The sequence below is a fragment of the Streptomyces sp. R818 genome, assembly GCF_056172735.1.
In genome coordinates, this window is record NZ_JAOCNE010000004.1 from 199,607 (window position 1) to 224,042 (window position 24,436).

The 24,436-nt window shown below is 72.8% G+C and carries 20 protein-coding genes; 9 read left to right on the forward strand and 11 right to left on the reverse strand.

All coding sequences use genetic code 11. The features are described 5' to 3' along the window. From N5I75_RS13890 to N5I75_RS13915, 6 genes are all read right to left on the reverse strand, one after another. Positions 1-387: an ArsR/SmtB family transcription factor gene (locus tag N5I75_RS13890; protein ID WP_476677358.1), complete on the reverse strand. Its 387-nt coding sequence runs from the start codon at positions 385-387 to the stop codon at positions 1-3. 40 nt (positions 388-427) lie between these two features. After that, entirely contained in the window at positions 428-1,276 is an 849-nt protein-coding gene (locus N5I75_RS13895) for a GNAT family N-acetyltransferase (RefSeq protein ID WP_476677360.1), read from the reverse strand. 108 nt (positions 1,277-1,384) lie between these two features. After that, on the reverse strand, positions 1,385-2,107 hold the full coding sequence (locus tag N5I75_RS13900; protein WP_476677362.1) for a chitinase: 723 nt from the start codon (positions 2,105-2,107) through the stop codon (positions 1,385-1,387). Positions 2,108-2,240: 133 nt separating this feature from the next. Beyond that, positions 2,241-2,759 (reverse strand): lytic polysaccharide monooxygenase auxiliary activity family 9 protein, encoded by a 519-nt coding sequence (locus tag N5I75_RS13905; RefSeq protein ID WP_476677364.1) that lies wholly within the window; start codon positions 2,757-2,759, stop codon positions 2,241-2,243. Positions 2,760-3,087: 328 nt separating this feature from the next. Next, the gene (locus N5I75_RS13910; RefSeq protein ID WP_476677366.1) at positions 3,088-3,486 is read right to left on the reverse strand and encodes a hypothetical protein; all 399 of its coding nucleotides are present in this window, start codon (positions 3,484-3,486) and stop codon (positions 3,088-3,090) included. Positions 3,487-3,648: 162 nt separating this feature from the next. Then, positions 3,649-4,008 (reverse strand): hypothetical protein, encoded by a 360-nt coding sequence (locus N5I75_RS13915; protein ID WP_476677368.1) that lies wholly within the window; start codon positions 4,006-4,008, stop codon positions 3,649-3,651. Positions 4,009-4,146: 138 nt separating this feature from the next. Between N5I75_RS13915 and N5I75_RS13920 the strand changes: the two genes are divergently transcribed. From N5I75_RS13920 to N5I75_RS13935, 4 genes are all read left to right on the forward strand, one after another. Beyond that, positions 4,147-4,527, forward strand: coding sequence for a helix-turn-helix transcriptional regulator (locus tag N5I75_RS13920; RefSeq protein WP_476677893.1), 381 nt, complete (start codon positions 4,147-4,149; stop codon positions 4,525-4,527). A 130-nt stretch (positions 4,528-4,657) separates the two neighbouring features. Continuing rightward, positions 4,658-5,779: an effector-associated domain 2-containing protein gene (locus tag N5I75_RS13925; protein ID WP_476677370.1), complete on the forward strand. Its 1,122-nt coding sequence runs from the start codon at positions 4,658-4,660 to the stop codon at positions 5,777-5,779. Between the two features lie 100 nt (positions 5,780-5,879). After that, positions 5,880-6,047: a hypothetical protein gene (locus N5I75_RS13930; RefSeq protein WP_398195364.1), complete on the forward strand. Its 168-nt coding sequence runs from the start codon at positions 5,880-5,882 to the stop codon at positions 6,045-6,047. A 23-nt stretch (positions 6,048-6,070) separates the two neighbouring features. Further along, positions 6,071-7,894: an HEXXH motif domain-containing protein gene (locus tag N5I75_RS13935; protein ID WP_476677372.1), complete on the forward strand. Its 1,824-nt coding sequence runs from the start codon at positions 6,071-6,073 to the stop codon at positions 7,892-7,894. A gap of 21 nt (positions 7,895-7,915) precedes the next feature. Here the strand turns inward: N5I75_RS13935 and fxsT are convergent, their stop codons facing one another. From fxsT to N5I75_RS13960, 5 genes are all read right to left on the reverse strand, one after another. Next, a complete protein-coding gene (gene fxsT / locus N5I75_RS13940; protein WP_476677374.1) occupies positions 7,916-12,400 on the reverse strand; it encodes an FxSxx-COOH system tetratricopeptide repeat protein in 4,485 nt (1,494 codons plus the stop codon). After that, positions 12,393-13,469 (reverse strand): AAA family ATPase, encoded by a 1,077-nt coding sequence (locus N5I75_RS13945; RefSeq protein WP_476677376.1) that lies wholly within the window; start codon positions 13,467-13,469, stop codon positions 12,393-12,395. The genes fxsT and N5I75_RS13945 overlap by 8 nt, the downstream gene beginning before the upstream one ends. Then, positions 13,466-15,109 (reverse strand): VMAP-C domain-containing protein, encoded by a 1,644-nt coding sequence (locus N5I75_RS13950; protein WP_476677378.1) that lies wholly within the window; start codon positions 15,107-15,109, stop codon positions 13,466-13,468. Before N5I75_RS13950 ends, N5I75_RS13945 begins: the two co-directional genes overlap by 4 nt. A gap of 33 nt (positions 15,110-15,142) precedes the next feature. Next, on the reverse strand, positions 15,143-16,345 hold the full coding sequence (locus N5I75_RS13955) for a calponin homology domain-containing protein (RefSeq protein WP_476677379.1): 1,203 nt from the start codon (positions 16,343-16,345) through the stop codon (positions 15,143-15,145). A 154-nt stretch (positions 16,346-16,499) separates the two neighbouring features. Beyond that, a complete protein-coding gene (locus tag N5I75_RS13960; protein WP_476677381.1) occupies positions 16,500-17,522 on the reverse strand; it encodes a LacI family DNA-binding transcriptional regulator in 1,023 nt (340 codons plus the stop codon). A 149-nt stretch (positions 17,523-17,671) separates the two neighbouring features. On the opposite strand from N5I75_RS13960, the gene N5I75_RS13965 reads away from it, so the two are divergent. From N5I75_RS13965 to N5I75_RS13985, 5 genes are all read left to right on the forward strand, one after another. Next, positions 17,672-19,498: a glycoside hydrolase family 2 protein gene (locus N5I75_RS13965; protein ID WP_476677383.1), complete on the forward strand. Its 1,827-nt coding sequence runs from the start codon at positions 17,672-17,674 to the stop codon at positions 19,496-19,498. Between the two features lie 89 nt (positions 19,499-19,587). Then, the gene (locus tag N5I75_RS13970; RefSeq protein ID WP_476677385.1) at positions 19,588-20,931 is read left to right on the forward strand and encodes an extracellular solute-binding protein; all 1,344 of its coding nucleotides are present in this window, start codon (positions 19,588-19,590) and stop codon (positions 20,929-20,931) included. 27 nt (positions 20,932-20,958) lie between these two features. Then, the gene (locus N5I75_RS13975; RefSeq protein ID WP_476677387.1) at positions 20,959-21,867 is read left to right on the forward strand and encodes a carbohydrate ABC transporter permease; all 909 of its coding nucleotides are present in this window, start codon (positions 20,959-20,961) and stop codon (positions 21,865-21,867) included. A gap of 2 nt (positions 21,868-21,869) precedes the next feature. Continuing rightward, positions 21,870-22,811, forward strand: coding sequence for a carbohydrate ABC transporter permease (locus tag N5I75_RS13980; RefSeq protein WP_476677389.1), 942 nt, complete (start codon positions 21,870-21,872; stop codon positions 22,809-22,811). A gap of 98 nt (positions 22,812-22,909) precedes the next feature. Continuing rightward, the gene (locus N5I75_RS13985) at positions 22,910-24,358 is read left to right on the forward strand and encodes a glycoside hydrolase family 43 protein (RefSeq protein WP_476677391.1); all 1,449 of its coding nucleotides are present in this window, start codon (positions 22,910-22,912) and stop codon (positions 24,356-24,358) included. Positions 24,359-24,436: the final 78 nt, after the last annotated feature.

Genomic DNA, 24,436 nt, shown 5'->3' on the forward strand with positions numbered 1-24,436 from the left:
TCAGGTCCCGGTGCCGCGCAGGCGGCGGACGGTCGCGTCGGCCTGCTCGGCCTGCTCCGCGCGCTCGGTGAGCTGGCCGACCATGAGCCGGACGACGGTCACGATGTCGGGGTCGTCGACGTAGTACACCTGGCGGCGGCCCTCGCGGCGGGACCGGACGAGGCCGGCGAGCTTGAGTTTGGACAGGTGCTGGCTGACGGCGGGCAGCGCGCCGCCGACCCGCTCGGCGAGCCCGGTGACATCGCACTCGCCCTCGGCGAGGGCCCACATCATGTGCAGCCGCGTGGGAGCGGCGAGCAGCCCGAACGCCTCGGCCGCACGGTCGAGGACCTCGGCGGAGGGATCGCTGTGACCGGCCCCGGCCGACCCTCCTGCACCTGCCGCCACTGTGGTTCTCCGTCCCTTCCGCGCTGACCGACGCCCCAGTTTAGAGCCTGGGTCCGACACTGGCGGAAGGTGTCGTTCCGGGCATCAGCGCGTGCTCGGTCACGTGGCCGAAAGCGCGGAATCCGAGGCGCCGGTAGACCGGTTCGCCCTCGGCCGAGGCCTGGAGGACGGCGAGCGGGTGGCCGCTCCTGCGGGCGGTGTGCAGGGCGGCGAGCGTCATGGCGCCGCCGTAGCCGCGGCGGCGGTGCGCGGCCAGGGTGCTGATGTTGTAGACCCCGGCGACGTCCGCGTGCAGGAAGACCTCGGCCGTGCTGACCGGGCGGCCGTCCGCGTACCCGACCAGGAGGCGGGCCGGGCAGTCGGCGGCCAGGGCCCGCGGCGCGACGAGGTCGAAGAAGCGCCGGACGGTGCCGGCCGGCGGCTCCCAGTTCGCAGCGAGGAGAGCGGCGTAGTCGCGCAGCCGCTCGGGCGTCGTCACCGGGTGGATGTCCAGGCCGCTCACGTAGGGCTGCGGCAGTATGTCGGTCAGCCCGGCCCACATCGCCGTCCCGATCTGGGCGGGCGGCAGACCCGCGGAGGCGAGGCGGGCCGACAGGTCGGGCGGGGTCGAGGCGGGCCCCACCCACCAGGTGAAGGGGCGGCCGGTGGCCGCGAGGGCGGCGGTCGTCGCCGCGATCCGGGCGGGGGCGGTGTCGGGGGTGAAGCGGGCCGCGGCGACGATGTTGAAGGTGTCGTCGTCCAGGCCGCTGTCCGCGACCACGAGGTCGTCGGCCGTGGTGACCGTCGCGCCCTGGAGGCCGCGGTGCAGGTGGGCGGCGTGCTCGGCGAGGTTGCGCTCGGCCCGGCCCGCCAGATCGGTCATGTCACAGGTGTCCTGCTGCGCGCTCATAGTGGTCGATCACATCACACCCGGACGAATCGCCCACGCGTTTTCCGGTGCGAGGGTGTGAACGGGGTGTGTGAGGGCCGGTGCGGCCCTCACACGTGTGGCCCGCCGTCAGCAGCTCAGGTTGGCGCCGGGGTCGACGCCGAGGATCTGCGCGAACTTCTTGTAGTTGTCGATACGGCTCTGGACCTGGCCGGGGTTGCCGCCGTTGCACTCGATGCTGCCGTTGATGCTGCGGATGGTCTCGCCGAACCCGGAGCCGTTGACCATCGCGTTGTGCGGGGTCATGGTGCCGGGGCCGGTCTGGGTGTTCCAGTACCAGAGGCCGGTCTTCCAGGCGACGGCCGCGTCGTTCTGGACGAGGTCGGGGTTGTTGAGCAGGTCGATGCCGAGGGCGTCACCGGCCGACTTGTAGTTGAAGTTCCAGCTGAGCTGGATCGGCCCGCGCCCGTAGTACTTGTCGTTGCCCGCGGGGCAGCCGTAGGACTGCGTGGTGTCGCAGTAGTGCGGGTAGTTGGCGGTGTTCTGCTCGACGACGTACACGAGGCCGCCGGTCTCGTGGCCGACGTTGGCGAGGAAGGCGGCGGCCTCCTGCTTCTTCACCGTGTCGCTGCCGGTGCCGGTGAACTCCGGGTAGGCGCCGAGGGCGGCGTTCAGGCCCTCGTACGTGTAGAAGCTGTTCCGGCCCGGGAACATCTGGTCGAACTGGGCCTGGCTGACCACGAAGTCCGCCTGCGCGTCGGCCTTCTCGGCGGAGGCGGGCGCGGCCAGGGTGACGCCGAGGGCGGCGGCCGAGGCGGTGGCGGTCAGCAGAGCGAGGATGCGGCGGCGCATGGGGCGCTCCCATCAGGTGCGGAGGTGGGGGGGGTTGCGGGGCGCCGCGAGCCGGACGCGCGGGTGCGCGCCGTGGGGGGTGGCTCGCGGCGCCACCGGTCCGGGGCCTGTCGTCAGGCCCCCTGGGAGCGGGTCAGCCGCCGACGTTCACGTCGATGCAGGCGTAGAACGCGTTCGTCGTGTCCGCGACGTTCCAGACGGCGAGCACCTTCTGCTTGCCGGTCAGCGAGCCGAAGTCGACCTGGTGGGTGACGGTCGCGCCGGGCTTGGCACCGTTGTCGTTCACTTCGGCGATCTTCTGGCCGCCGACGAAGTACTGCCAGGTGCTGGTCGCGTGCTGCGCGGTCAGCTTCCACTGGAAACTGGCGTTCTTCGGGACAGGGGTGGCGACCCAGCCCTTGGAGTCGTCGTCGAGCTCGGCGAACCGGCTGTTGCCGCCGCTGCAGCTCGTCAGCCCCTTCGGGCCCTCGACGCTCTGCGGCTCGTAGGTGATGTCACCGCAGGACACCGTCCCGGCCGCGCACTGGGCCTGGCGGCTGGGCGGGCTGTTGATGTAGCCGTGGGCGCTCGCCGAGGAGGCGGGGAGGCTGAGGGCGAGGGCCGGGGCCAGAGCCGCGCCGATGAGCGCAGCGGTCTTCCTTCTGGCGTTCATGTGTACTTCCTTCACTCAGGTCTTCCTGGCGGCGCGCGAGATGTGGGGGCGCGCGGTCAGGTCGGCCTCTCGTGGGTGGGGCCAAGAGGCGCGAAGGGACAGGGGAACGCGGCCGCGCACGTCGGCGCGGGCGAATTCCCGTAAGCGGAACGGCCGTTACTGCTTGGCCTAGACCATACAAGCGGCCGTGCCCCTGTCAAGAGACCCGTGAGGAGAGCGAGGACCGGACCGGGAGGCGGTCCGGACATGGCGAAGACCTCCGCGTGGTGGTTGTCCACCGCCACACCACAGGGAGGTCTCCGGGTCATGAAGAGGGCTTCTCAGAGCCCTACACGCGGCTCGCGCCGGCGTCGATGCTCAGGGCGCGGACGATGGCGTCCTCGGTCTCCGTGCTGAAGAAACCCTTGATGCCGCGCAGGAGTTGGAGCGCGGTGCGCACCTTGGCGGGCAGCGGCGTCGGCATACCCGCGGCGGCCACCGCGTGCTGGTCGGGGGCGGTGCGCGCCGCCTCCAGGTGCGCGTGGGCCAGGTTGAGCTCGCCGGTGACGGCGTGCCGCACCGCACACGTCACGTCGTAGGAGGCGCTGCGCGAGAGGGCGAGGAGCGACTGGATCCCCGACGTCTCCGCGTCGTCGTGGACCGCGGCGCTCAGATGCCCGCCCGCCCGGTCCAGGATCTTCGCTATCGCGGAGAGACGCCCCGCTTCGAGAACTGCCTGAGGTGCCATGCCGATTCCTTTCATCACCCCGTCCGCCGGACCCGTGTCTCCACGGTTATGACCAGCGTCCGACGGGAGCGAACCTCTTCGCGGGGGCGCACAGCACGCGCAGAGAGAGGGCGCGGAGCGCCGGGGCGGCGGTTGAGGCACGGGGCGGCGCACACCGTCGCGTCAGTGGTGCGGCGGCGCGGCGGGCGGTGGCGGCACGACCGGCTGCGGCGGCACCACGGGCATCTCGGGGCGGGTGTCGTGGACGACCCGGGCGAGCCGGAACTCGTACTCGAAGGTCTGGGTGAGCCCCTCGGCGAGGACGAGGTAGCCGTCGCCGTGCTCGTAGACCGTGCGACGTTGCAGGTTGGCCGGGTGCCGCGGCTCGAAGGCCAGCACATGGCGGCGCAGGGCGTCGTGCGCCTCCGCGCGCGTGCCGCTCACATGGCCGGCCGGGCGGGTCACCGTCCGCACCCCGCCGAGGCCGCCGCCCAGGCACGTCATCATCAGGCCCCAGGTGCCCCTGGTCACGTCGTCCGTCACCGCTCCCCCGTACGTCGGTCGATCGTCGCACTCTGCCACACGGACGCGCGCCCCCGTGCGCGCCCCCTGTGCGAGACTCGAAGGGTGAAACGGCTTGAGCTCGACGACCTCGCGCGCCTGCGGCGGGCCCGGGACCGGATGGACCGGGACTACGCCGAGCCGCTCGACGTGACGGCGCTCGCGCAGGTCGCGCTCATGTCCCCGGGCCACTTCTCCCGCAGCTTCCGCGCCGCGTACGGGGAGACGCCGTACAGCTACCTGATGACGCGCCGCATCGAGCGCGCCAAAGCGCTGCTGCGCCGCGGCGACCTCACGGTGACCGAGGTGTGCTTCGCCGTGGGCTGTACCTCCCTCGGCTCGTTCAGCTCACGCTTCACCGAGCTGGTCGGGGAGGCGCCGAGCGCCTACCGGGCACGCGTCCACGACGACGCGCTCGCGGTCCCGGCGTGCATCACGAAGATCCATTCGCGGCCGGTCAGGAACGGCGGGGCGGGCACCGCGCCCTCAAGTGACACCTGAAAGCGGGGCGGATACCGCGCCCTCAAGTGACACTTAGGCGGGACTGAAGCGGGCCCGCGACGCCTCTGAGGCGGCCCTGGCGTGGCGCGCCGCACGGTTCGCCCCGTCGTTTCCCGGGGAGTAACCCTCCATGCCGGACCGGACACCGTCGACGCACGCCGTCATCGTGGGAGTGGAGCGCTACGACGGCGGTGCCGACTGGAACCTCGACGGGCCCGTGCGCGACGCGGTCGGTCACGCGCAGCGCCTGCTGAAGGCCGGGGTGGCGCCCGAGCGGATCACGCTGCTCCTCTCCCCCGCCCCGCACAACGAGGGGCTCGCGCAGGCGACGGGGCTCACGGAGGCGACGGGGCTCACGGTCCGCGGGGCCGGGCGGGAGGACGTGCACCGGGCCCTCTTCCGCGAACTGCCCCGTGAAAGCGGTGAGTCGCTGTTCGTGGCATGGTCCGGGCACGGGTTCGTCGACGCCGACGGGCACCGCCGCCTGCTGTACGCCGACGCCACCGGGCACGACCTGCGCAGCCTGGACCTCGACGCGGCGCTCGCCGCCTGGCGCTCCGATCTCGTCCCCGCCTTCCCGCACCAGCTGTGGCTGCTCGACGCCTGCCAGCTCTTCGCGGACCCGGCACGGATCGGCGGCGCCCTCGCGCCCGACCCCGTCCCCGTACGGCCGCTGCGTGAACGGCCGGGCCAGTACGCCCTGTTCGCGTGCGCGCCGGGCCAGTCCGCGCGCGGCAGCCGCACCGGCGGGCCCGGCGTCTTCACCGCCGCCGTGCACGACGTCTGGGACGAAGGCGGCGCCGAGCGCACCTGGTGCGCGGATCCGCGGGGCCTCGCCGAGCGGCTGCGGGAGCGGGTCGCGGAGCGCGGCGGCGCGGCGCAGACCCCCACCTACTTCTGGCACTCCGGGCCGGAGGGGCAGGGTGAGCAGTGGCGACGCCCGGCCGGGGCGGCGGCCGAGCCGACACGGGCCCAGCGCCGTGAACTGGTCCTCACGCTCGAACGGGTACCGGCGATGCGGGAGCCCGGGGCGCGGGCCCGGGTGATCCGGCAGCTGCCGCCGGAGATCGCCGCGAGCGTCCCCCAGTCGGCGATCACCAGGCCGGCTCTGCTCGACCTCGTCGACACGTGCCTGGAGTTCCCCGGGGGCCTCGACGAGCTGTGCGCGGCGCTGGAGATGGTCGACGCCGGGACGCGCGCGTACAACGAATTCTCGGCCAGAGCACGCGAGTTGTCCGGAAAGGATGTCTGAGACACGGGGTTCCCGAGCATGAGTGCAGGGGACATGATGAAGCAACAGGGGTCGGCGTCGGCGTCACCGGCGGCCCGGATGCTGGGAGGGCAAGGGCACCATGGATCACGCCGACACCGCTGTCGAGTCGGAGCTTGTGGACCTCGGGGGATGGACGCTTGAGCAGCTACGCGCGCATACCGGCGCCGAACGGGCGCTGGGCAAACGACGGCTCCTGCGCAAGCTCGACGATCCGGACGTCAACTTCGGCGGTGACGACGGGAGCTGAGACGCCCCGCCACGGGTGTGCCGATGCCCGCTGAGCCCGCGGGCCCCGCCACCGCGCTGCGGCGGCACGGATTCTCCGAGGCGGACTTCGACGCGCTGGCGGGCGGTGGCGGCAGCGCGCGCGTGCTGCGGGGCCTGTGGCAGGCCGAGCGCAGTCACCGCCTCCTCATGCTCGACCTCTTCCTCGACCTGCTGCGCGAGAGCCCCTGGCTGGTCGGCCCGCTGGAGTCGATGGACGCACCGTGGCGCCTGCTCGTCGAGGCGGACCGGCGGGCCCACGACACGGTCGAGGAGCTCCTCATGGCGCCCGAGACCGGTTTGTGGCTCGGCAGCGCCCTGCGCATCCTGCGCGGCACGGCACCGCCCGCCTCCGTGCCGCTGTGGGTGGAGGCCGGGCACTTCCACGCGCTGGCCGCCGCGGCGGCGCTGCGCACCGGCGCCGCGTTCACGCTCGGCGTGCCCGCGCGGCACGGCACCGTCTCGCTGCCGGGCGTCGGCCGCGCCGTCGTGCCGGGCGGCGCCCCCTGGGGCCGGGCTCGTGTCACGGCCGGTCCGGGCGGGGTCACGGTCGGGATCGAGGGGCGTACGGTCCGGGTCGCGGCCCCGTACACGGCACCCGGCCCCGGCTGGGAACCGGCCCGTACGGTCACGCTCGTCTCGCCCGGTGCCCCGCGCTCCGTCCTCCTCGACGATCTCGGCCCGCACCGCATCGTGCCGACCGCCGGGGGCCGGCCGCCGGGCCGGCTGTCCGCCGACGAGGCCGAGCGCTGGACCGAGCTGCTGCACGAGGCCGCTCCCCTGCTCGCGCGGACCGACGCGCAGTCCGCCACGGACATCGGGGTGCTGCTCCGCAGCCTCGAACCGGTGCCGCGCAACGGCGGCGAGCGCCTGCCCAGCGCCACGGCGGGAGACGGCGCAGGGCGCCTCGCCGCCGCCCGGCCACCGGACGCCGAGCAGCTCGCCGCGGTCCTCGCGCACGAGATCCAGCACACCAAGCTGAGCATGCTCATGCACCTGTACCAGCTGTACGAGCCCGACGACGCCACCCTGTTCTACACACCCTGGCGCGACGAGCCACGGCCGCTGCGCGGGCTGCTGCAGGGCGTCTACGCGTTCACCGCGGTGACCCGCTTCTGGCGCGGCCGCGCCCTGTCCGCCGTACGCGACCAGGCCCCGGCCCGCTTCGAGTACGCCCTCTGGCGACGCCAACTGCTTCGCGTGCTGCGCGACCTGGAGACGCACAAGGGCCTGACCGAGCTGGGCCGGAGGCTGGTGCGGCGGCTCGGCGAGAGCGTGGCGCAAGGGGAGCATCCGGCGCGGTTCGGCCCGGTGGACGCGATGGCGCGGGACGCCGCCGACCACCACACGATGAGCTGGCGCCTGCACCACCTGGAGCCCGACCCGGCCACGGTGACCGCCCTCGCCGACGCCTGGCCCGCGCCGCTCACCCCGATGCCGACCGCCGCCGCCCGGCTGTGCCCGGACCCCGGGGTACCGCGCCTGGACGTCATGGCCGCGCTGTACCGGCTGCGGCTCACCGGCCGCGCCTCGCCCGCCGCACTCCCGCGCGGCGCGCGTCCGGCCCACACCCTGCACGCGCGCGGGGAGACGGCGGAGGCGGTGGGGGCCGCCGTCGCCGCGCTGGTGAAGGGCGGCGCGGAACGGTCGTCGTGGGCCGATCTCCTGCTGGCGCTGCGCGCGCAGGGGCCCGCGGCGCCCGGCCGAGTCGCGCGCAAGGAGCCGGAGCTGGCGCGGGCCGTGCACCGCGCCCTGGGCCGCCGCGACGGGGCGGGCCCCGGCCCCGTCGCCCTGGTCACCTGGCTGGACGGGCTCGCACCCGCCCAGTGAGAGCCTGTCTCTGCGCGCGGGTCAGATCGGCATCGGGTCGATGTCGCAGTTGGCCCGGCGCGAGGCCACCGCGTCGGCGTACGCGGGGTGCCGCTCTCCGAGGACCCGGGCGATGCCCTCGACGGCGGCCTGGCGCAGCTCCTCGGACTCGGTGAGGCGGCCGAGCGCCCGCAAATCCTGGGAGAGGTTGCCGGTCAGCACGTGGACCGTCGGGTGGTTCTCGCCGAGGGTCTCCTTGGCGGCGGCCAGCGTCTCCTCGTCCAGGGCGAGCGCCCCGGCCGTGTCGCCCTGAGCGAAGAGGTCGCTGGCCAGGTTGATCCGGCAGACCAGGGTGTCGGGGTGGCCCGCGCCCAGCTGGGCCGTGCACCGCTGGAGGGCCGACTCGTTGAGCGCGCGCGCCTCGTCCACCTTGCCCAGGAGCCGGTAGGTGATGGCGAGGTCCATCTCGGCTTCCAGGGTGTGCGGGTGGTCGGCGCCGAAGACCCGCGCGAACAGGTCCCGGGTCGCCTCGCCGAGCTTCATCGAGTCGGTCAGCTCACCGGACTGGCGCAGGTCGACCGAGAGGTTGAGGGAGGCGACGAGGGAGTCCGGGTGGTCGGGCCCGTAGCGGCTGATCAGCTCCTTGCGGGCCCGCCGGGTCAGCTCGGCGGCCTCGGCGTGATGTCCCGCCTTGCGCAGGGAGACGCCGAGCCGCGCCACATTGCGCAGGGTGGCGGGGTGATTGGCGCCGACCCGGAGCCGGTAGCGCTCGGTGATGTCCTCGAAGAGCCGGACCGCCTCGACGTACTCGCCGAGCTCGCGGCGGTCGAGCGCGATGCTGGACTCGGTGAGCATGCTGATCAGCGAGTCCTCGCCGAACATCTGGGTGCGGCGCTGCCACGTCTGCCGGTCGAGGTCGAGGGCGCCCTTGAAGTCGCCGTTGACGCGCAGGCTCACGCCCAGGTTGTGGGCGTGCATCAGGGTCTCGGGGTCGTCGTCGCCGTACGCGCGGACAGCCCGCTCGTAGACCTCCTGGTTGATCTCGCGGGCGGCCGGGAAGTCACCGCCCGCTCGGCTGTCGGAGGCGGCGAGGCCGCGGACGCGCAGGAACTCGTCGTCCACGTCGGATCCGGGCCTGGCCTCCAGGACGGCGAGCATCCGGCGGCTGAGGGCGGCGGCCTCTCCGAAGCGGCCGAGCGCCCAGTGCACGTACCGCAGGTGGCGGCCGAGCAGCAGGGTCTGCCGGTCGTCCTCGTTGTGCATCTCGGACCAGATGTCGTAGGCGCGCTGGGAGAAGTCCCGCGATCCTTCGTGGTCGCCCCAGTAGTAGAGGTACTCCGCGACGGCGTGCACCATCTGCCGTACGTGGCGCGAGGGCGAGCGCATCGCGTCCGAGACGACGACGTGCGGGTACAGCTCGCCGAACCGGGCCCAGTGCGAGGGGTCCTGCGGGTCGCGCGGGGTGGCGGCGGCGAGCAGCAGGTGGGCTCCGTGCTGCATCCGGTCGCGCTGTTCCTGCGACATGCGGGCGTTGAGCACGGCCTGGACCAGACGGTGCATCTGGATCGAGTTGGTGCGGTGGTCGATCTTGGCGAGGGAGTAGCGGTTGATCTCCCGGATGGCGCGGCCGAGGCGCAGCGGGTCGGTGAGGGAGCGGTCGAGGTCGGGGGCGATCGGCTCGACGGGGGCGCCGGAGAAGAGCGAGCGCGCGATCGGCTCGGGGGCGAAGTACGAGCAGACCTGGAGGAGTTGGAGGGCGGCGCTGTTCTTGCCCTCCAGGTGGTCGAGCGAGACGTTCCAGGCGGTCGCCACGGTCTGTTCGTACTGGGTGGGCGGGGAGACCGCCATCAGTTCGGCCCGCTTCTCCTCGAAGAGGCGCAGGTATTCCTCGGCCGGCATCCCCGTCTCGGCGCGCCAGGCGGACGCCTGCTCGACGGCGAGCGGCAGGTCGCCGAGGACGGAGGCGAGTGCGTCGGCCTCCGCCTCGGGCAGGTCGGGGTTGCGGCGCTGGAGGAGCTGGATCGACTCGGACCGCTTGAAGACGTCGACTTCGAGGGGGTGCGCGAGGGTGTTCCACTGCGGGTTGCGCGAGGTGACGAGGATGGATCCGGCGGAGCCGCCGCCCGAGGTGAGCGGGAAGTAGCTCTGCACCGACTCGGGGCTCTCCGCGTTGTCGAAGACGAGGAGCCAGTTGGCGTAGGGAACACCTGTTCGCAGCGCCTCCAGGACGGCGGGGACGGCGGTGTTCGCCTCGGCGGTGACCGGCAGGTTGAGCCGCAGCGCGAGTTCGACGAGGGCCTGGGCGATCTGGGTGGGGCGCTCGGCGGGGATCCACCACACGACGTCGTAGCGGTCGGTGTTGCGGTAGACGTACTCCAGCGCGAGCTGTGATTTCCCGACGCCGCCCATGCCGTGCAGGGTGTGCGGCAGCACGGCGGTCGGGCCCTCGCCGAGATCCTCCTCCAGGCGTTGCAGAAGGTCGTCGCGGCCGGTGAAGACCAGGTTGCGCGGCGGCATGTTGCCCAGGATCGCGGGGCGGACCGCGCGCGTCTGGGGCGCGGCGCCCGCCGGTTCCTCCCAGGCGGGGGTGGCGGGGGCGGCGGTCCCGGGAACGACCGTGGTCACTGGCGTGCCTCCTTGGTGCGGGCCGGGCGCACCCGGTACCCGGCCGCCGGTCCCGGAGGACGCGGACTGCGAGGTGTACGGGGGATCGGTGCGACGCGGACCATCGAGCGAATTATCAGGGTTCATTCTGCCTTGCGATGATTCGTCCGATATCACTTCGCCACGCTCCCCAGCGTCCGTCGGTAAGGCCGTTCCCGTGTGGGCCGCGATCAGCCGGCCAAGCCGCCGCGCCCTCGGCAGGTGTTCTCCGGCGAGCACGCTGAGGACCGCGTGCTCGACCGCCCGGAAGCGCGCGTTCTCCGCCGTCACTTCCGGATCGGGCTCCTGTTCCCGCCCCTCGTAGTGGGCGAGCAGCTCACGGGCCGCGCCGCTGCGGGAGGCGAGCACCTCGGCCGCCCGGCGCGAGGCCTGCAGGGTGGTGCGCTTGGTCCCGGCCGCGAGCAGCTCCTCGCGCACCCCCGGCCGGAACACGTACGCGCTCTCGTCCCCCGGGACCGCCTCGACCAGGCCGCTCATCAGCAGCTCCGCCAGGTGCACCGGCGCCGACTCGGGCAGCATCGCGCGCTGCACGGCGGCGATCACGGGCAGGTCCAGCTGCACGGCCGCGAGTCGCACCGCGAGATCGAAGGCCTCGGCCGAGGCCCAGACGCGGAAGTGCGCGACCTGTTCCGCCGCGGAGGCGTCCCGGGGCGCGGGCTCGGCTTCGGCGGGGCGCGCGCCCGGCCGCACCATCAGCGCCGCGACCTCCGTCCAGCGCGGCTGCTCCCCGGCCACGAACCGGGCCCAGGGCGAGAGCCACTCCCCGGACACCTCAAGGACGGGCACCGGCAGCGCGCGCGCCCGGCGCAGCGGAGCCGCCCACGCGTCCGCGCCGTACGGCTGCGCGGGCTCCCAGTCCACGGCCTCGCCCGCGGCCCCGCGCCCGGACAGATGCAGCCGGACCCGCTCGGGGCGCAGCCCGGTGCGGTGCCACAGGCGCTGCGGCAGGGTGCTCAGGATCGCGAGCGGCTGGTGCCTGGCCCACAGGGCGAGCGCGGTGTGCACGGCCCCGCTGCGCCAGGCGGCGGCGACGCCGTCGGTGAGGACGAGCACGATCCGCCGCCCCGACTGGTCGACGAGGCTGCGTACCGGATGGGTGGCGCCGCGCCGTCCGGGGGCGCGCAGCACGACACCGCCGGTGGCATCGGTGTCGAGGCAGCGCAGCACGATGTCGCGGAAGCCGCCGTAGCGGCGCAGCACGGCGGCGAGCCGGTCGGCGGTGGCCCGCCAGACGGCCATCTGGGGGGCGCTGTCGACGACGAGCACGACGTCCCAGCGCGCCTCCGGCGAGGGCCGCATGGCCGGGGGCAGCCAGGGCGCCTCGGCGAACTGTTCCCCCGTCCGGTCCTCGTCGACCTCCTCGGCGGGCGAGGTGCGCCGGATCTGCCGGAAGGGCCGTAACGCGCGCCCCAGATTCCGAGCCGAGGGCCCGCGCCGCCGCGGGCGCCCGGAGCGCCGACGGCCGGGCCGCCGAAGCGGCGCACCGGGATCGTCGGCCGCGTACGCGCCGCTCACCTCGGGCATCAACTGCGGTTCAGCGAGCGGGGGTTGCGGTGTCCCCACATCGCTCTGCGGCGCGTCGGCCTCGGCTTCCTCTACGGGTCCGGGGGCGTCCGGCGACGGCTCCTCGGGCGGTCTCTGCGGCTCCGGCGGCTCGGCGGGCCGTTGCGCGACGGCGGACGGCGGCGGTGCGGGTTCCTTCTGCGGGTCCAGGAGTTCGGGGTGGTTCTCGGCCATCCACAGCGCGTCCGCCACTTCCCACCAGCGCAGCCCGCCCACGGGCAGGCGTGAGCGGCCGGAGGGCGGACGCGGGCCGCGCGCGTCCGGCCCCCGGCCCTCGGGAGCGGGCGGGCCTTCAGTCAACGGTCTCTGTCCCGTCCGCCTTCAGCGAGTGCCAGATGGCGCGCAGGACCGCTTGCCATTCGGCGTCGTCGCCGTCCTCGTAGGTGTAGGCGCCCGAGGTCGCCAGATGCGCCGCGTTCAGCAGCATGTCGGCGGCCAGACCGTCGGTGCGCTCGCTGCGGGACGTGAAGTCCTGGATCAACTTGGAGTGCATGTCACCGAGTCGGTCGGAGAAGTGGGCGGAGAGCAGTTCCCCCAAGCCTTCCGCATCGGGGTCCGGCATGTCCAAACGCAGACAGCGGCGCAAAAAGGCCTCGGGGAACTCCTGTTCCCCGTTCGAGGTCATGATCACGATCGGAAACGCCCGGGTGTGCACGATGCCGTCCGTGATCTGAGCGGTTCCTCGCGGATCTGCGGTGTGCACGGTGACCAGGGGTTGTTTTTTGCTGACCCGGACGAGCGGGGGCACGGCGTACCGGCCGTCCTCGAACAGCGACAGCAGATCGTGCGGCAGGTCGACATCGCATTTGTCGATCTCGTCGATGAGCAGGACGCGCGGGATGCGGTGCGGAAGGAGCGCCGTGCCCAGCGGGCCGAGCTGCACGAACTCCCCCACGTCCGCCGAGAGTTCACCCGGCGCGGCGGCCGTCGGCTGCTGTTGCTGCGCCAGGTACCAGGCCTGGCCCGCTTGCGCCCTGCCGATCACGTCGTACTCGTACAGACCGGACGTGAGGGTGGTGCGGCTGGTGACCGGCCATTGCAGGACCCGGCCGAGGTTCAGCTCGCGGGCGATGCGGAAGGCGAGGGCCGATTTGCCGACGCCGGGGCGGCCCGTGACCAGGAGGGGGCGGCGCAGCAGGATCGCCGCGTTGACCAGGCGCACCTCGTCCGGCGGGGGTGTGCGCGGGGTGCCGGCCGGGCCGAGCCTGCGGTCGGCCTCGTCCTCCTCCGGCGGCTCGGGCTGGACGGGGCCCCCGTCGAAGCTGCGCCAGCGCGGCCCCTCGGGCCAGCCGCGCTCCTCGTACGGTCCCTGCGGGAGCGGGGCTCCGCTGCCCCGGTACGGCAGTCCGTTCGTCTCCTGCGCGTTCACTCGGTACCCCCTACGAAGGCGGCGGGGGCGCACGCGTCACCGTCGAGGAGCTGCTGCGGATCGTCCCAGACCACGCCCAGTTGCTGGATCAACGCCTTGTCGCGCACGTCCGCGGTCCCCGCCGCCGCGTCGCTCCTCCACTGTCGGGCAGCGGCGGGAAGGTTCGCCAGCCCCTCACCGGCCAACAACTCCTTCACAAGACCCCGGAACGCCACGGAGGCCTCGGACGCCCCGGACCGCCCGGCCGCCCCGGACGCGTCGGGGGCCCGGTGGAAGATCACCACGGGCACGCCGAGGTCCAGGCCGAGCCGCAGCTCGCGCGCGCCCGTGCCGTCACCGGCCCGCGGAGTGTCGCTGAGGACCATGCAGACCACCCCCTCCTCCTTGCCGATCCGGGCGTCCAGCAGTGCGAGGTGCTCGGGGTCAGGACGGCCCTCCGGGTCGCACCAGTGGGCGCGCCCGCGGCCCGGGTCGCTCCTGAAGCGCGTCCACCGTCTGCGCCAGGCGTGGTGCAGATCGCGCCGCTGCATCCGTTCGAGGCTGTGCACGTACACCCACGGATATTTGCTCAACAGCGGGTTGGAATGCCCGAGCCGGGGATTCCGGTCCCACCATTCGACGGGCTCCGTGAGCAGCTCCGCCGGCAGGAAGAACTCCAGGACCACGTTCTCGTCCCGAGACTGCCACAGCTCGGCCGTCGCGGACAGGAGGTCGGCGACGGCGTACGGGAGCCTGCTGCGTGGCACGGGTTCCACGGGGTCGCAGTCCTCCCGGTGCAGTCGCACGGATTCGGCGTACCGGACGCGCGACGAGATCCGGTAGTGCGCCTCGTGCCTCCCTTGCCGGGCGACCTGTGCGTCCGAGGGCCGCAGGTCCGGGGCGACCTTGATGAACAGCCGTATGACCGGTACGCGCGGCTCGCCGAGTCCGCCGTCCCGCGCCGCCGTCGCATGGCCCGCGGGCGGCTCGGCGGGCGCGTCGGGGCGTCCGGTGAGGCGTGCGCGCAGGGCCCGCAGCCCCTGCGCCCCCTCGCCCGGGTCCCACGCGTGCGCGAAGTGGTCGTTCCACGCGCGTATCTCACCGACCACGTGCGCGGCCTCGCTGCGCAGCATCAGGTGCTCAAGCAGGACCATGCTGGGTTCGAGCCCGCCGACCGGTGCGTTGTGGCAGGCCAGATGGGTGAAGGCGTGCCAGACGGTGCGGCAGTGCCGGGGCAGGCGGACCCGGTCCTGGGTGGCGGCGGCGACCAGGGTGGGCAGTTCGGGCAGGGCGAGGTCGAGGCCCTCGCGCAGGGCGGTCCAGTCGCGGCCGCGGTAGAGGTCGAGGGCGTGCCACTCGTCGAGCAGCGGCCGCAGCCGCCCGGCGACGGCCGGGGCCACGAACTCGGTGGCGTCCACGAGCCGTTCGAGCCCGTCCTCCTCCACGCGGCTGCAGTGCCGGATCGCCTCGGCGAACGCCTGCCGCGCGGTGCGGAACCCCTCCAGGTCCAGATCCGGGAACTCGTCGGCCAGTTCACGGGACCATTGCAGGCGGCCGCGTTCGTCGGCGAGCGGGGTGGAGGCGGCGAGCGCCTCGACCATCTCGCGCAGCATCCGCTGCCGCTCCTGTTTTTCCTGCCGCTCCCCCGTGCCCCGCGGCACGTGCGCCCCCTGCGCACTGCGTCCCATCCGGCGTCACCCGGGAAGTTCCTGTGCGAGGACCTCGTACAGGTGCCGGTTGGTCCAGTACGCGCTGTGGGCGGCGGACACCGGCTGGCCGTTGTCCACCTCGACGTCGCGCACGCCCGGCCCGAAGACCTCCGCGCCGACGAAGGAGAGCAGGTCGCGCCGGTCGTAGATGTTGAGCCAGCGCGGGAAGGATGCGGGGAGTCCGGTGCCGTACGGGCGTGAGGGCAGGGCATCCAGTTCGTAGAGGACCGGGGCCTGGGAGCCGACGGTCACCAGCTGGGCCACCTCGGGGGTGGTGCCCGCCGCGCCGCCCGCGAGGAGGTCGAAGGCGACGATGCCGCCGAGGCTGTGCCCGAGGAGCACCACCGGGGGTGTGAGCTGCCGCGCGAGGTCGGCCACGTAGGCGCGGACGGCCTCGCCCCGGACGAGGTAGCTGAGGATGTCCCCGGTGAAGCCGAGGGAGCGTTCGCTGATCCGGCTGCGGCGGCCCACGACGAACCGGGAGCCGCCGGCCCGCTCCAGGAGGCGCGCGGTGGCGCCGAGCGCGCGGCCGATGCCGTCCGCCAACCCGCGCTCCTCTCCGCCGAGTTGGTCGACGACGGCGGCGGCCATGGCGTCCCGCGCGGCGGCCGGGACCGCGCCCGGGCCGCCGGGGTGTCCGGCGAGGGCGCGGGCGGTGAGCGCGCGGGCGGTCAGCCGGGGCAGGCCCGCCGCCCCGGTGCCGTCCGCCGCGTCGCAGGCGCGCCGGAAGGTGTCCGAGGCGATCAGCGCGCTCACGTCGGCGGCCAGGTGGGCGTCGAGACCGGCCGCCTGCCACGCCGCGCGCACGGCGGGGGCCTCCACGAGTTCTTGCGTCCAGGTCCACAGCTGCCGTCCGGCGGGCAGCGCCCCCGGCAGGAACGGCGCGGCCGTCTGCTGTCCGGCCAGGGCGAACAGGTGCAGCTCGGCGTCCGGGTCGACGTAGAGGAGGGCCCAGCGGGCGCGCTCCTCGTCCTGCGGGCGCGGCGCCGGCGCCGGTTCCCGTGCCGCGTAGCCGGGGATGGACGCGCCGTCGGCCCGTAGGTAGGAGCCGAGGGCGGAGCCCCAGTCGCACTCCGCCACGGTCACGTCCGGCCGCACCGCGGTCAGGCCCGTGCGCACCGCCCGCAACGCCTCCGCGTAGCCCGGCGCGCGCACCCCGGTGCCGTGGATGAACAGCACGCTCGTCACTCGTCCTCCGCGAACTCCCCCGCAAGCCACGGAAAGTGAGGCTCACTCAGTTCCGCATCGTACCGCCGTGCGGGGTGCGTCGAACAGGTGTTGATCAGCCTCAGGACCGCACCATCGCCCTGCTCGCCGGGAGCGCGTCCGATCGGGGTGGCGCTCAGCCTCCGCTGCTCTCGCGCACCTTCAGTTCGTGGCCCACCACATGGTCCTGGAGCGCGTCGGCCGCCGGTTCCTCGATGCGGTCCAGGAGGAGGGCGACGGCGGCCCGTGCGATCTCCTTCTTGTCCGGGGCGACCGTGGTGAGGCTCGGCACGCTGAACCGGGACGCCTCGATGTCGTCGAAGCCGACCACGTCGAGGTCCTTGGGGACGCCGCGGCCCCGCTCGTGCAGGGCGCGCAGGGCGCCGAGGGCGAGGTGGTCGTTGAGGCAGAGCAGGGCGTCCGGTTCGGGCCCCGCGTCGATGAGGGCGGCGGCGGCCCGCGCCCCGTCCTGCCAGTGGTAGGCGTCGACCGGGACGACCAGGGCGCTGTCGAAGGCGACCCCGGCCTCCTTGAGCGCCTCGCGGTAGCCGTCGGTGCGCAGCCGGTCGGTGCCCTGGGGCCCGCGCACCCGGCCGCCGATGACGGCGATCCGGCGCCGGCCGCGGGCCAGGAGGTGCTCGGTGGCCTCGCGCGCGGCCCGTACGTTGTCCACGGCGACGTGGTCGGTGGTGCCCTCGGCGGGGCGCTCGCCGAGCAGGACCACCGGGAGCGCCCGGTCGCGGGTGGCGAGGTCGCGGGGGTGCAGCGCGAGCGGGCTGAGGATGATGCCGTCGGTGAAGCGGGCGTCGAAGCCGTGCAGCGCGGCCAGCTCGCGCTCGCGGACGCCGCCGGTCTGGTGCAGGAGGACGGTCTGGCCGCGCTTGTCGGCCTCGGTCATCACATGCTTGGCCAGCTCGGAGAAGTAGGCGACGTCCAGCTCGGGCACAGCCAGGGTGATCATGCCGGTGCGGCCCTGGCGGAGCTGGCGGCCCGCGATGTTGACGCGGTAGCCGAGGGCGTCGATCGCCTCCCGCACCACTTCGCGGGTGCGGTCCGACACATGCTCGTAGTCGTTGATCACGTTGGAGACGGTCTTGGGCGAGACACCCGCGTACTCCGCCACGTCCTTGATCCTGGGTCTGGCCGCCACGCTGTTCATTCCTTCCGTCTGCCGTCCGCGATCGTACCGAGCATCACGAATCGGTTTCGGGCCGGATCTGGCACCGCCCCGGATATTTACAACGATGTAATCGCCATGGTGCCATGAGCCCCGCACGACAGCAGCAGCCCCCGGAGGCAAGGAGCACCATGCCCGTCCCGCACCACCAGGACCTGCCGCGGCCCGAATATCCGAGGCCGCAGTTCGCCCGTGAGGCCTGGCTCAATCTCAACGGTGAGTGGCAGTTCGAGACCGACCGCGCCGACACCGGCCTCGAACGAGGGCTGCGCGAGCGCGATCTGTCCGGGCGGATCACCGTGCCGTTCTGCCCGGAGTCGGAGCTGTCGGGGATCGGCGACACCGACTTCCTGGAGGCGGTCTGGTACCGCCGGACCGTGACCGTCCCGGCCGGGTGGACGGACGCCCGGGTGCTCCTGCACTTCGGCGCCGTGGACCACGACACGACCGTGTGGGCCGACGGCGTGGAGGTGGCGCGGCACCGCGGCGGCTTCACCCCGTTCACCGCGGACCTGAGCGAGGTCGCCGCGCCGGGGCGCGAGGTGACGCTCGTCGTACGGGCCCGGGACACCCGGCACGGCCCGCAGGCCCGCGGCAAGCAGGCCACCTGGTACGCCAACACGCACTGCCACTACACCCGCACGACCGGCATCTGGCAGACGGTGTGGCTGGAGCCGGTGCCGCGCACCGTCGCCCTCAAGCGCCCGCGCATCACGCCCGACCTGGCCTCCGGCTCGTTCTTCCTGGAGCTGCCGCTGACCGGCAGCGCGCCGGGCCACCGGGTCCGCGCGACCCTCAGCGACGCGCAGGGCACGGTCGTCACCGCCGAGGCCCGCGCCGACCTCGACCTCACCCCGCGCCTGGCGCTCACCCTGCCCGCGAACCGGCTGCGCGTGTGGGCGCCGCGGGACCCGCACCTGTACGACCTCACCTTCGAGGTCCTCGACGCGGAGGGCGGTGTGGTGGACCGCGTCACCTCCTACGCCGGTCTGCGCTCGGTCTCCATCGACGGCAAGCGGCTCCTGCTCAACGGCGAACCCGTCTTCCAGCGGCTCGTGCTCGACCAGGGCTACTACCCGGACGGGCTGATGACCGCGCCGAGCGACGCCGCCCTCGTCCGCGACATCGAGCTGGGTCTCGCCGCCGGGTTCAACGGGGCGCGCCTGCACCAGAAGGTCTTCGAGGAGCGGTTCCTGTACCACGCGGACCGGCTCGGCTATCTGGTGTGGGGCGAGTTCGGCGACTGGGGCTGCGAGGTCGGCGTCCGCGACGACAACCAGCGGCCCGACGCCTCCTACGTCGCCCAGTGGCTGGAAGCCGTGGAGCGCGACTACTCGCACCCGTCGGTCATCGGCTGGTGCCCGCTCAACGAGACGTACCAGCACCTGCACGACCGCATCACCCAGCTCGACGACGTGACGCAGGCGATGTTCCTGGCCACCAAGCAGGCCGACGGAACGCGCCCGGTCATCGACGCCTCCGGCTACGCCCACCGCGTCCCGCACACCGATGTCTACGACTCGCACAACTACGAGCAGGACCCGGCCGAGTTCGCGAAGATCATGGCCGGTCTCGCCGAGAACAAGCCGTTCGTGAACGCGGGGCCCGACGGCCGCCCGTGGTCCGTGCCGTACGCCGGGCAGCCGTACTTCTGCAGCGAGTTCGGCGGCATCTGGTGGGACGCGCAGGCCGCCGCCGAGGTGTCGGGCGAGGCGCGCGACGAGTCGTGGGGCTACGGCGAACGACCGCGCAGCGCCGAGGAGTTCGTGGAGCGGTTCATCGGCCTGACGGGCGTGCTGCTCGACGACCCGGACATGTTCGGTTACTGCTACACGCAGCTCACGGACGTCTTCCAGGAGCGCAACGGCGTCTACGCCTTCGACCGCACCGAGAAGGTCGACACCACGCTGCTGCGCGACGCCCAGCTCCGCCCCGCGGCCTTCGAGGGCCCGCGCTGACTTCGTCGTACCTGTTGTTTACATCGATGTATGTTCCGAGGTGACGGCGGCGGCCGGACGACGCCGCCGTTGCCCGGGGAAGGAGCCAGATGACCGGCACACCCGCACCCGTCGGTCGCCCCGCACTCACCAGACGACGCGCGCTGACGGCTGCGCTCGCCGCCGGGGCGACGGTCCTCGGCGCCGGAGCGCTCAGCGGCTGCGGCAGCGCGCTGGCGGCCGACGAGTCGACCGTCCGCCTGTGGGACCTGTTCAGCGGGGCCGACGGCGGCCTGCTCAACGACATGGTGAAGAAGGCGCGGCCCGACATGCCGGGCACCCGCATCGAGCGCACCGTTCTGGAGTGGGGCACCCCGTACTACACGAAGCTCGCCATGGCCTCGGCGGGCGGACGCGGCCCCGATGTCGCCGTCTCGCACATGTCGCGGCTCGCGGGGTACGCGCCCACCGGGCTCGTCGACCCGTGGGACCTGGACGTCCTCGCCGAGTACGGCGTGCGGCGCGAGGACTTCACCGACGCGGTGTGGTCCCGTACGCAGTACGAGGGGAAGACGTACGCGATCCCCCTCGACACCCACCCCTTCATCACGTTCTTCCACCCGGAGCCGGTGAAGAAGGCCGGGCTGCTGAAGGCGGACGGCTCGCTGGACGCGGACGCGTTCTCCTCGCCGGACAAGTTCCTCGCGGCGAGCAAGGAGCTGGCGAAGGCGTCGGGGAAGCAGGGCGTCGCCTTCGGGTACGTCAATGACACCGCGCAGGGCTGGCGGCTGTTCTACGGCCTGTACAAGCAGACCGGTGGCGTCTTCGAGGTGCCGCAGGGCGGCCCGGCCGAGGTGGACGTGGACCGGATGGCGGAGGTCATCTCGTTCATGGCCAAGCTGGTCGACGGCCGCGTCAACCCCAAGCGGCTCGACTACAACGCGGGCATGGCGGCGTTCAACAACAAGCAGACCGCGATGATCCTCTCCGGCGAGTGGGAGCTGGGCACGTTCCGGGGCGCGGACGAGAAGGTGGGCGCCGCCCCGTTCCCCACCGTCTTCGGCACCCCGGCCGTCTACGCCGACTCGCACTCCTTCGTGCTCCCGCACCACCCCAGCCCCGACACCGCACACCGTCGTCGTACGCACCGCGCGGTGGCCGCGCTCCTGAAGGCCGGACAGATCTGGGGAACGGCGGGCCACATCCCGGCCTACGTGCCGGTCACCAAGACCCAGGAGTACGCGGAGCTGCTGCCGCAGGCCCACTACAAGGCAGCGGCCGATCACGTCGTCCTCGACCCGGCGGCCTGGTTCGCCGGAGCCGGGTCCGACTTCCAGAACGCCATGTCGCAGGTGCTCCAGCAGGCCCTGCTCGACGGACTCGCCCCCGACCGTGCGGCGCGCGCGATGGTGCGGCGCCTGAACACCTTCCTCGCCAAGCCCAGCCCGGCCTGACCGGCCGCGCCCCTAGGAGGCACGACGATGTCCTCTTCTCCCCATGCCTCACCCCGGCCAGGGGTTCCCGCGGTGCGCCGGCTGCTTCCCCCCGGCCTGCTCTTCGCGCTGCCCTTCCTTCTCCTGTTCGCCGTGTTCATGCTCTGGCCGCTCGGCCAGGGGCTCTGGATGTCCCTCACGGACCGGGCCCTGTCCGCGCACACCCCGTCGTTCATCGGCGTCGACAACTTCACCGAGGCGTTCCAGGACGCCGAGATGTGGAAGGCGCTCTGGCACACGGTCCTTTTCACGCTCATCTCGACGGTCCCGCTGGTCGTGGTGGCGCTCGGGATGGCGCTGCTTGTCCACACCGGGGTGCCGGGCCAGTGGGTGTGGCGGCTGGCGTTCTTCGCCCCGTACCTGCTGCCCGTGGGCGTCGTCGGCCTGCTGTGGATCTGGCTGTACCAGCCCGACCTCGGCCTCTACAACCACCTCCTGGACAAGCTCGGTCTCGACGGGGTCGCCTGGCTGAGCAACGAGTCGGTGGCCATCTGGGCCATCGCCCTCGCCACCCTGTGGTGGACGGTCGGCTTCAACTTCCTGCTGTACCTGGCCGCGCTCCAGTCGATCCCCGACCACCTCTACGAGGCCGCGGCGATCGACGGCGCGGGCGCGTGGCGCCGCCTGTTCTCGATCACGCTGCCGCAGCTCAGCCGGATCACCGTGGTGATCACCGTGCTCCAGCTCCTGGCGTCCCTGAAGGTCTTCGACCAGGTCTACCTGCTCACCAAGGGCGGCCCGAACAACTCGACGCGGCCCATCGTGGAGTACGTCTACGACGTCGGCTTCACCGGTTACCGGCTCGGTTACGCCTCGGCGATCAGCTACATCTTCTTCGCCCTCGTCGTCCTCGCCTCCGCCGCCCAGTTCTTCGCACTCCGCCGCCGGGAGAAGTGACCATGACCGCAACCGACGCACCGGCCCGTTCGACCACCGAGCCGCACGTGCGCAGGCCCATCACCCCGCCGAGACCGCCGCGGCGCACCGAGCGCTCGCGCACGAACCTGACGCTCGGCGAGAGCCGCGTCGCCCGTGTGCTCGCGCTCGCCGTCCTCACGGTCGGCGCCCTGATCTGGCTCCTGCCGATGGCGTGGGCGCTGCTCACGGCGTTCAAGACCGAGCAGGACGCGAGCGACCCGCTGCACTGGCTGTGGCCGGAGCACGGGTTCACCTTCGACGGGTTCAGCGCCGTGTGGGAGCGTGGCGACCTGCCGCTGTGGATGCTGAACAGCCTCATCATCTCGGCTGCCGTCACCGTGATCACCGTGCTCGTCTCCGCGATGGCCGGCTACGCGTTCTCGCGCACGGTGTTCGCCGGGCGCCGCTGGCTGTTCGTGCTCACCATCGCGGCCGTCCTGGTGCCGCCGCAGATCCTGATCGTGCCGTGGTTCCAGCAGATGCTGACGCTGCACCTGCTCGACACGTACGCGGCGGTGATCCTGCCGCAGACGGTCGCGCCCGTGATGGTGTTCATCCTGAAGAAGCACTTCGACTCGCTGCCCAAGGAGTTGGAGGAGGCGGCCAGGATCGACGGCGCCGGGCACTGGCGGATCTTCTGGTCGGTGCTGCTCCCGCTGTCGCGGCCGATGCTCGCCGCCGTCGCGATCTTCGTGTTCATCGGCGCGTGGAACAACTTCCTGTGGCCGTTCGTGTCGACCTCCGACCCGTCGCTGATGACGCTGCCCGTCGGCATCACCACGGTGAAGGACGCGTACGGCATCCAGTACGCCCAGTCGATGGCGTCGGCCGTGCTCGCCGCGCTGCCGCTCGTGGTCGTGTTCCTCTTCTTCCAGCGGCACATCGTGAAGTCGGTGGCGACCACCGGTCTCGGTGGCCAGTGAGCAACAACGCGGGTGTGCCTGGGCCCCGTTGACAGCCCCGCACCCCTTCCCTACCGTCCTGAGAGCCGTGAGACTTACATCGATGTAAGGAGCCGCTCATGCGCATCCGGCCCCGTACCGCTCTGGTCACCGCACTTCTGGCGCTGCTCGTCGGACTGGTCTGCGCGCCGCAGGCCGGCGCGGCGAGACCGGCGCCCGAAGCGGCGGCGGCCGCCTCGGGTACCTTCCGGAACCCGCTGAACACCGGACCCGACCCGTATCTGGCCTACGCGAACGGGGCCTACCACCTCACCACCACCCAGGGCGACAGCATCAGGATGTGGCGCTCGCCGTCCCTGGCCACACTCCTCGACGCCGACCCGATCACGGTGTGGACGGACACCGACGCCTCGCGCAACCAGCACATCTGGGCGCCGGAGTTCTACCGCTTCGGCTCCCGCTGGTACCTCTACTACACCGCCGACGACGGCACCGACGACCATCACCGCCTGTTCGTCCTGGAGTCGGAGCGCGACGACCCGGCGGGCCCGTACCACTTCAAGGCGAAGCTCGCCCCGCCCAACCACGGAGACGACTTCGCCATCGACCCGGGCATCCTCCAGCACAACGGCCGCCTGTATCTCGCGTACAGCGGCATCAACCCGTACCAGCACAACGGGCTCAACATCGCGCCGATGTCGAACCCGTACACCGTCTCGGGCGACGCGGTCGCGATCAACGCGGCCGGGGGCTGCCCCGAGGTCCGCGAGGGCCCCGAGTTCCTCCACCGCAACGGACGTACGTGGATGACGTACTCCACGTGTGACACGGGCAAGCCCGACTACCAGGTCTGGCAGATGTCCCTGGCCGACGGCGCGGACCCGCTCGTGCCCGGCAACTGGGCGCAGCGCTCGGGGCCGGTGTTCTCGCGCGCCGACGACCGCGGCGTCTTCGGCCCCGGCCACCACGCCTTCTTCAAGTCGCCCGACGGCACCCAGGACTGGCTGATCTACCACGCCAAGACCACGTCGGTGAACACGTACTCCGACCGCACGACCCGCGCCCAGAAGATCACCTGGAACGCGGACGGCAGCCCGGACCTCGGGGCGCCGCTCGCCATGGGCGCGACCCAGGATTTGCCCTCCGGCGACCCCGGCTCGGGCAACCACTGGATCAATGACGACGGCCGCTCCAGCGGCGCCGGTTCGGTCGCGTACACCGGCACCTGGAACGCGGGGACCGGCTGCGCCGCCCAGTGCTTCTGGGGCGACGACCACTGGAGCGACCGGGCGGGCAACACCGCCACGTTCACCTTCACCGGCACCCGGATCGCCCTGCTCTCCGTGCGCGACACCGGCAACGGGATCGCGGCGATCAGCGTCGACGGCGGCCCTGAGCGGCGGGTCGACTTCTACGGCGCGATCCGCACCGGGGAGACGCTGCAGTACCTCAGCCCGCGCCTGGCCAACGGCAGCCACACGCTGAAGGTCCGGGTGACGGGTGAGCGGAACGGGTCGTCCAAAGCGGCGTTCGTGAGCGTGGACCGGGCCGAGGTCTACACGGACTGACACCCCGGCGATCGCACAGCCGAGCGACCACACAACCGTTTGAGTGGACGCGCCGGGCGCCCGTCACCCGGGGCCCGG

What these genes read in the sequence shown, in the direction of transcription:
- N5I75_RS13985 (WP_476677391.1), top strand. Translation starts at nt 22,910, where the DNA reads ATGCGCATCCGGCCCCGTACCGCTCTGGTCACCGCACTTCTGGCGCTG.
- N5I75_RS13895 (WP_476677360.1), bottom strand. Translation starts at nt 1,276, where the DNA reads ATGAGCGCGCAGCAGGACACCTGTGACATGACCGATCTGGCGGGCCGG.
- N5I75_RS13965 (WP_476677383.1), top strand. Translation starts at nt 17,672, where the DNA reads ATGCCCGTCCCGCACCACCAGGACCTGCCGCGGCCCGAATATCCGAGG.
- N5I75_RS13930 (WP_398195364.1), top strand. Translation starts at nt 5,880, where the DNA reads ATGGATCACGCCGACACCGCTGTCGAGTCGGAGCTTGTGGACCTCGGG.
- N5I75_RS13975 (WP_476677387.1), top strand. Translation starts at nt 20,959, where the DNA reads ATGTCCTCTTCTCCCCATGCCTCACCCCGGCCAGGGGTTCCCGCGGTG.
- N5I75_RS13925 (WP_476677370.1), top strand. Translation starts at nt 4,658, where the DNA reads ATGCCGGACCGGACACCGTCGACGCACGCCGTCATCGTGGGAGTGGAG.
- N5I75_RS13920 (WP_476677893.1), top strand. Translation starts at nt 4,147, where the DNA reads ATGGACCGGGACTACGCCGAGCCGCTCGACGTGACGGCGCTCGCGCAG.
- N5I75_RS13905 (WP_476677364.1), bottom strand. Translation starts at nt 2,759, where the DNA reads ATGAACGCCAGAAGGAAGACCGCTGCGCTCATCGGCGCGGCTCTGGCC.
- N5I75_RS13900 (WP_476677362.1), bottom strand. Translation starts at nt 2,107, where the DNA reads ATGCGCCGCCGCATCCTCGCTCTGCTGACCGCCACCGCCTCGGCCGCC.
- N5I75_RS13910 (WP_476677366.1), bottom strand. Translation starts at nt 3,486, where the DNA reads ATGGCACCTCAGGCAGTTCTCGAAGCGGGGCGTCTCTCCGCGATAGCG.
- N5I75_RS13935 (WP_476677372.1), top strand. Translation starts at nt 6,071, where the DNA reads ATGCCCGCTGAGCCCGCGGGCCCCGCCACCGCGCTGCGGCGGCACGGA.
- N5I75_RS13980 (WP_476677389.1), top strand. Translation starts at nt 21,870, where the DNA reads ATGACCGCAACCGACGCACCGGCCCGTTCGACCACCGAGCCGCACGTG.
- N5I75_RS13960 (WP_476677381.1), bottom strand. Translation starts at nt 17,522, where the DNA reads ATGAACAGCGTGGCGGCCAGACCCAGGATCAAGGACGTGGCGGAGTAC.
- N5I75_RS13970 (WP_476677385.1), top strand. Translation starts at nt 19,588, where the DNA reads ATGACCGGCACACCCGCACCCGTCGGTCGCCCCGCACTCACCAGACGA.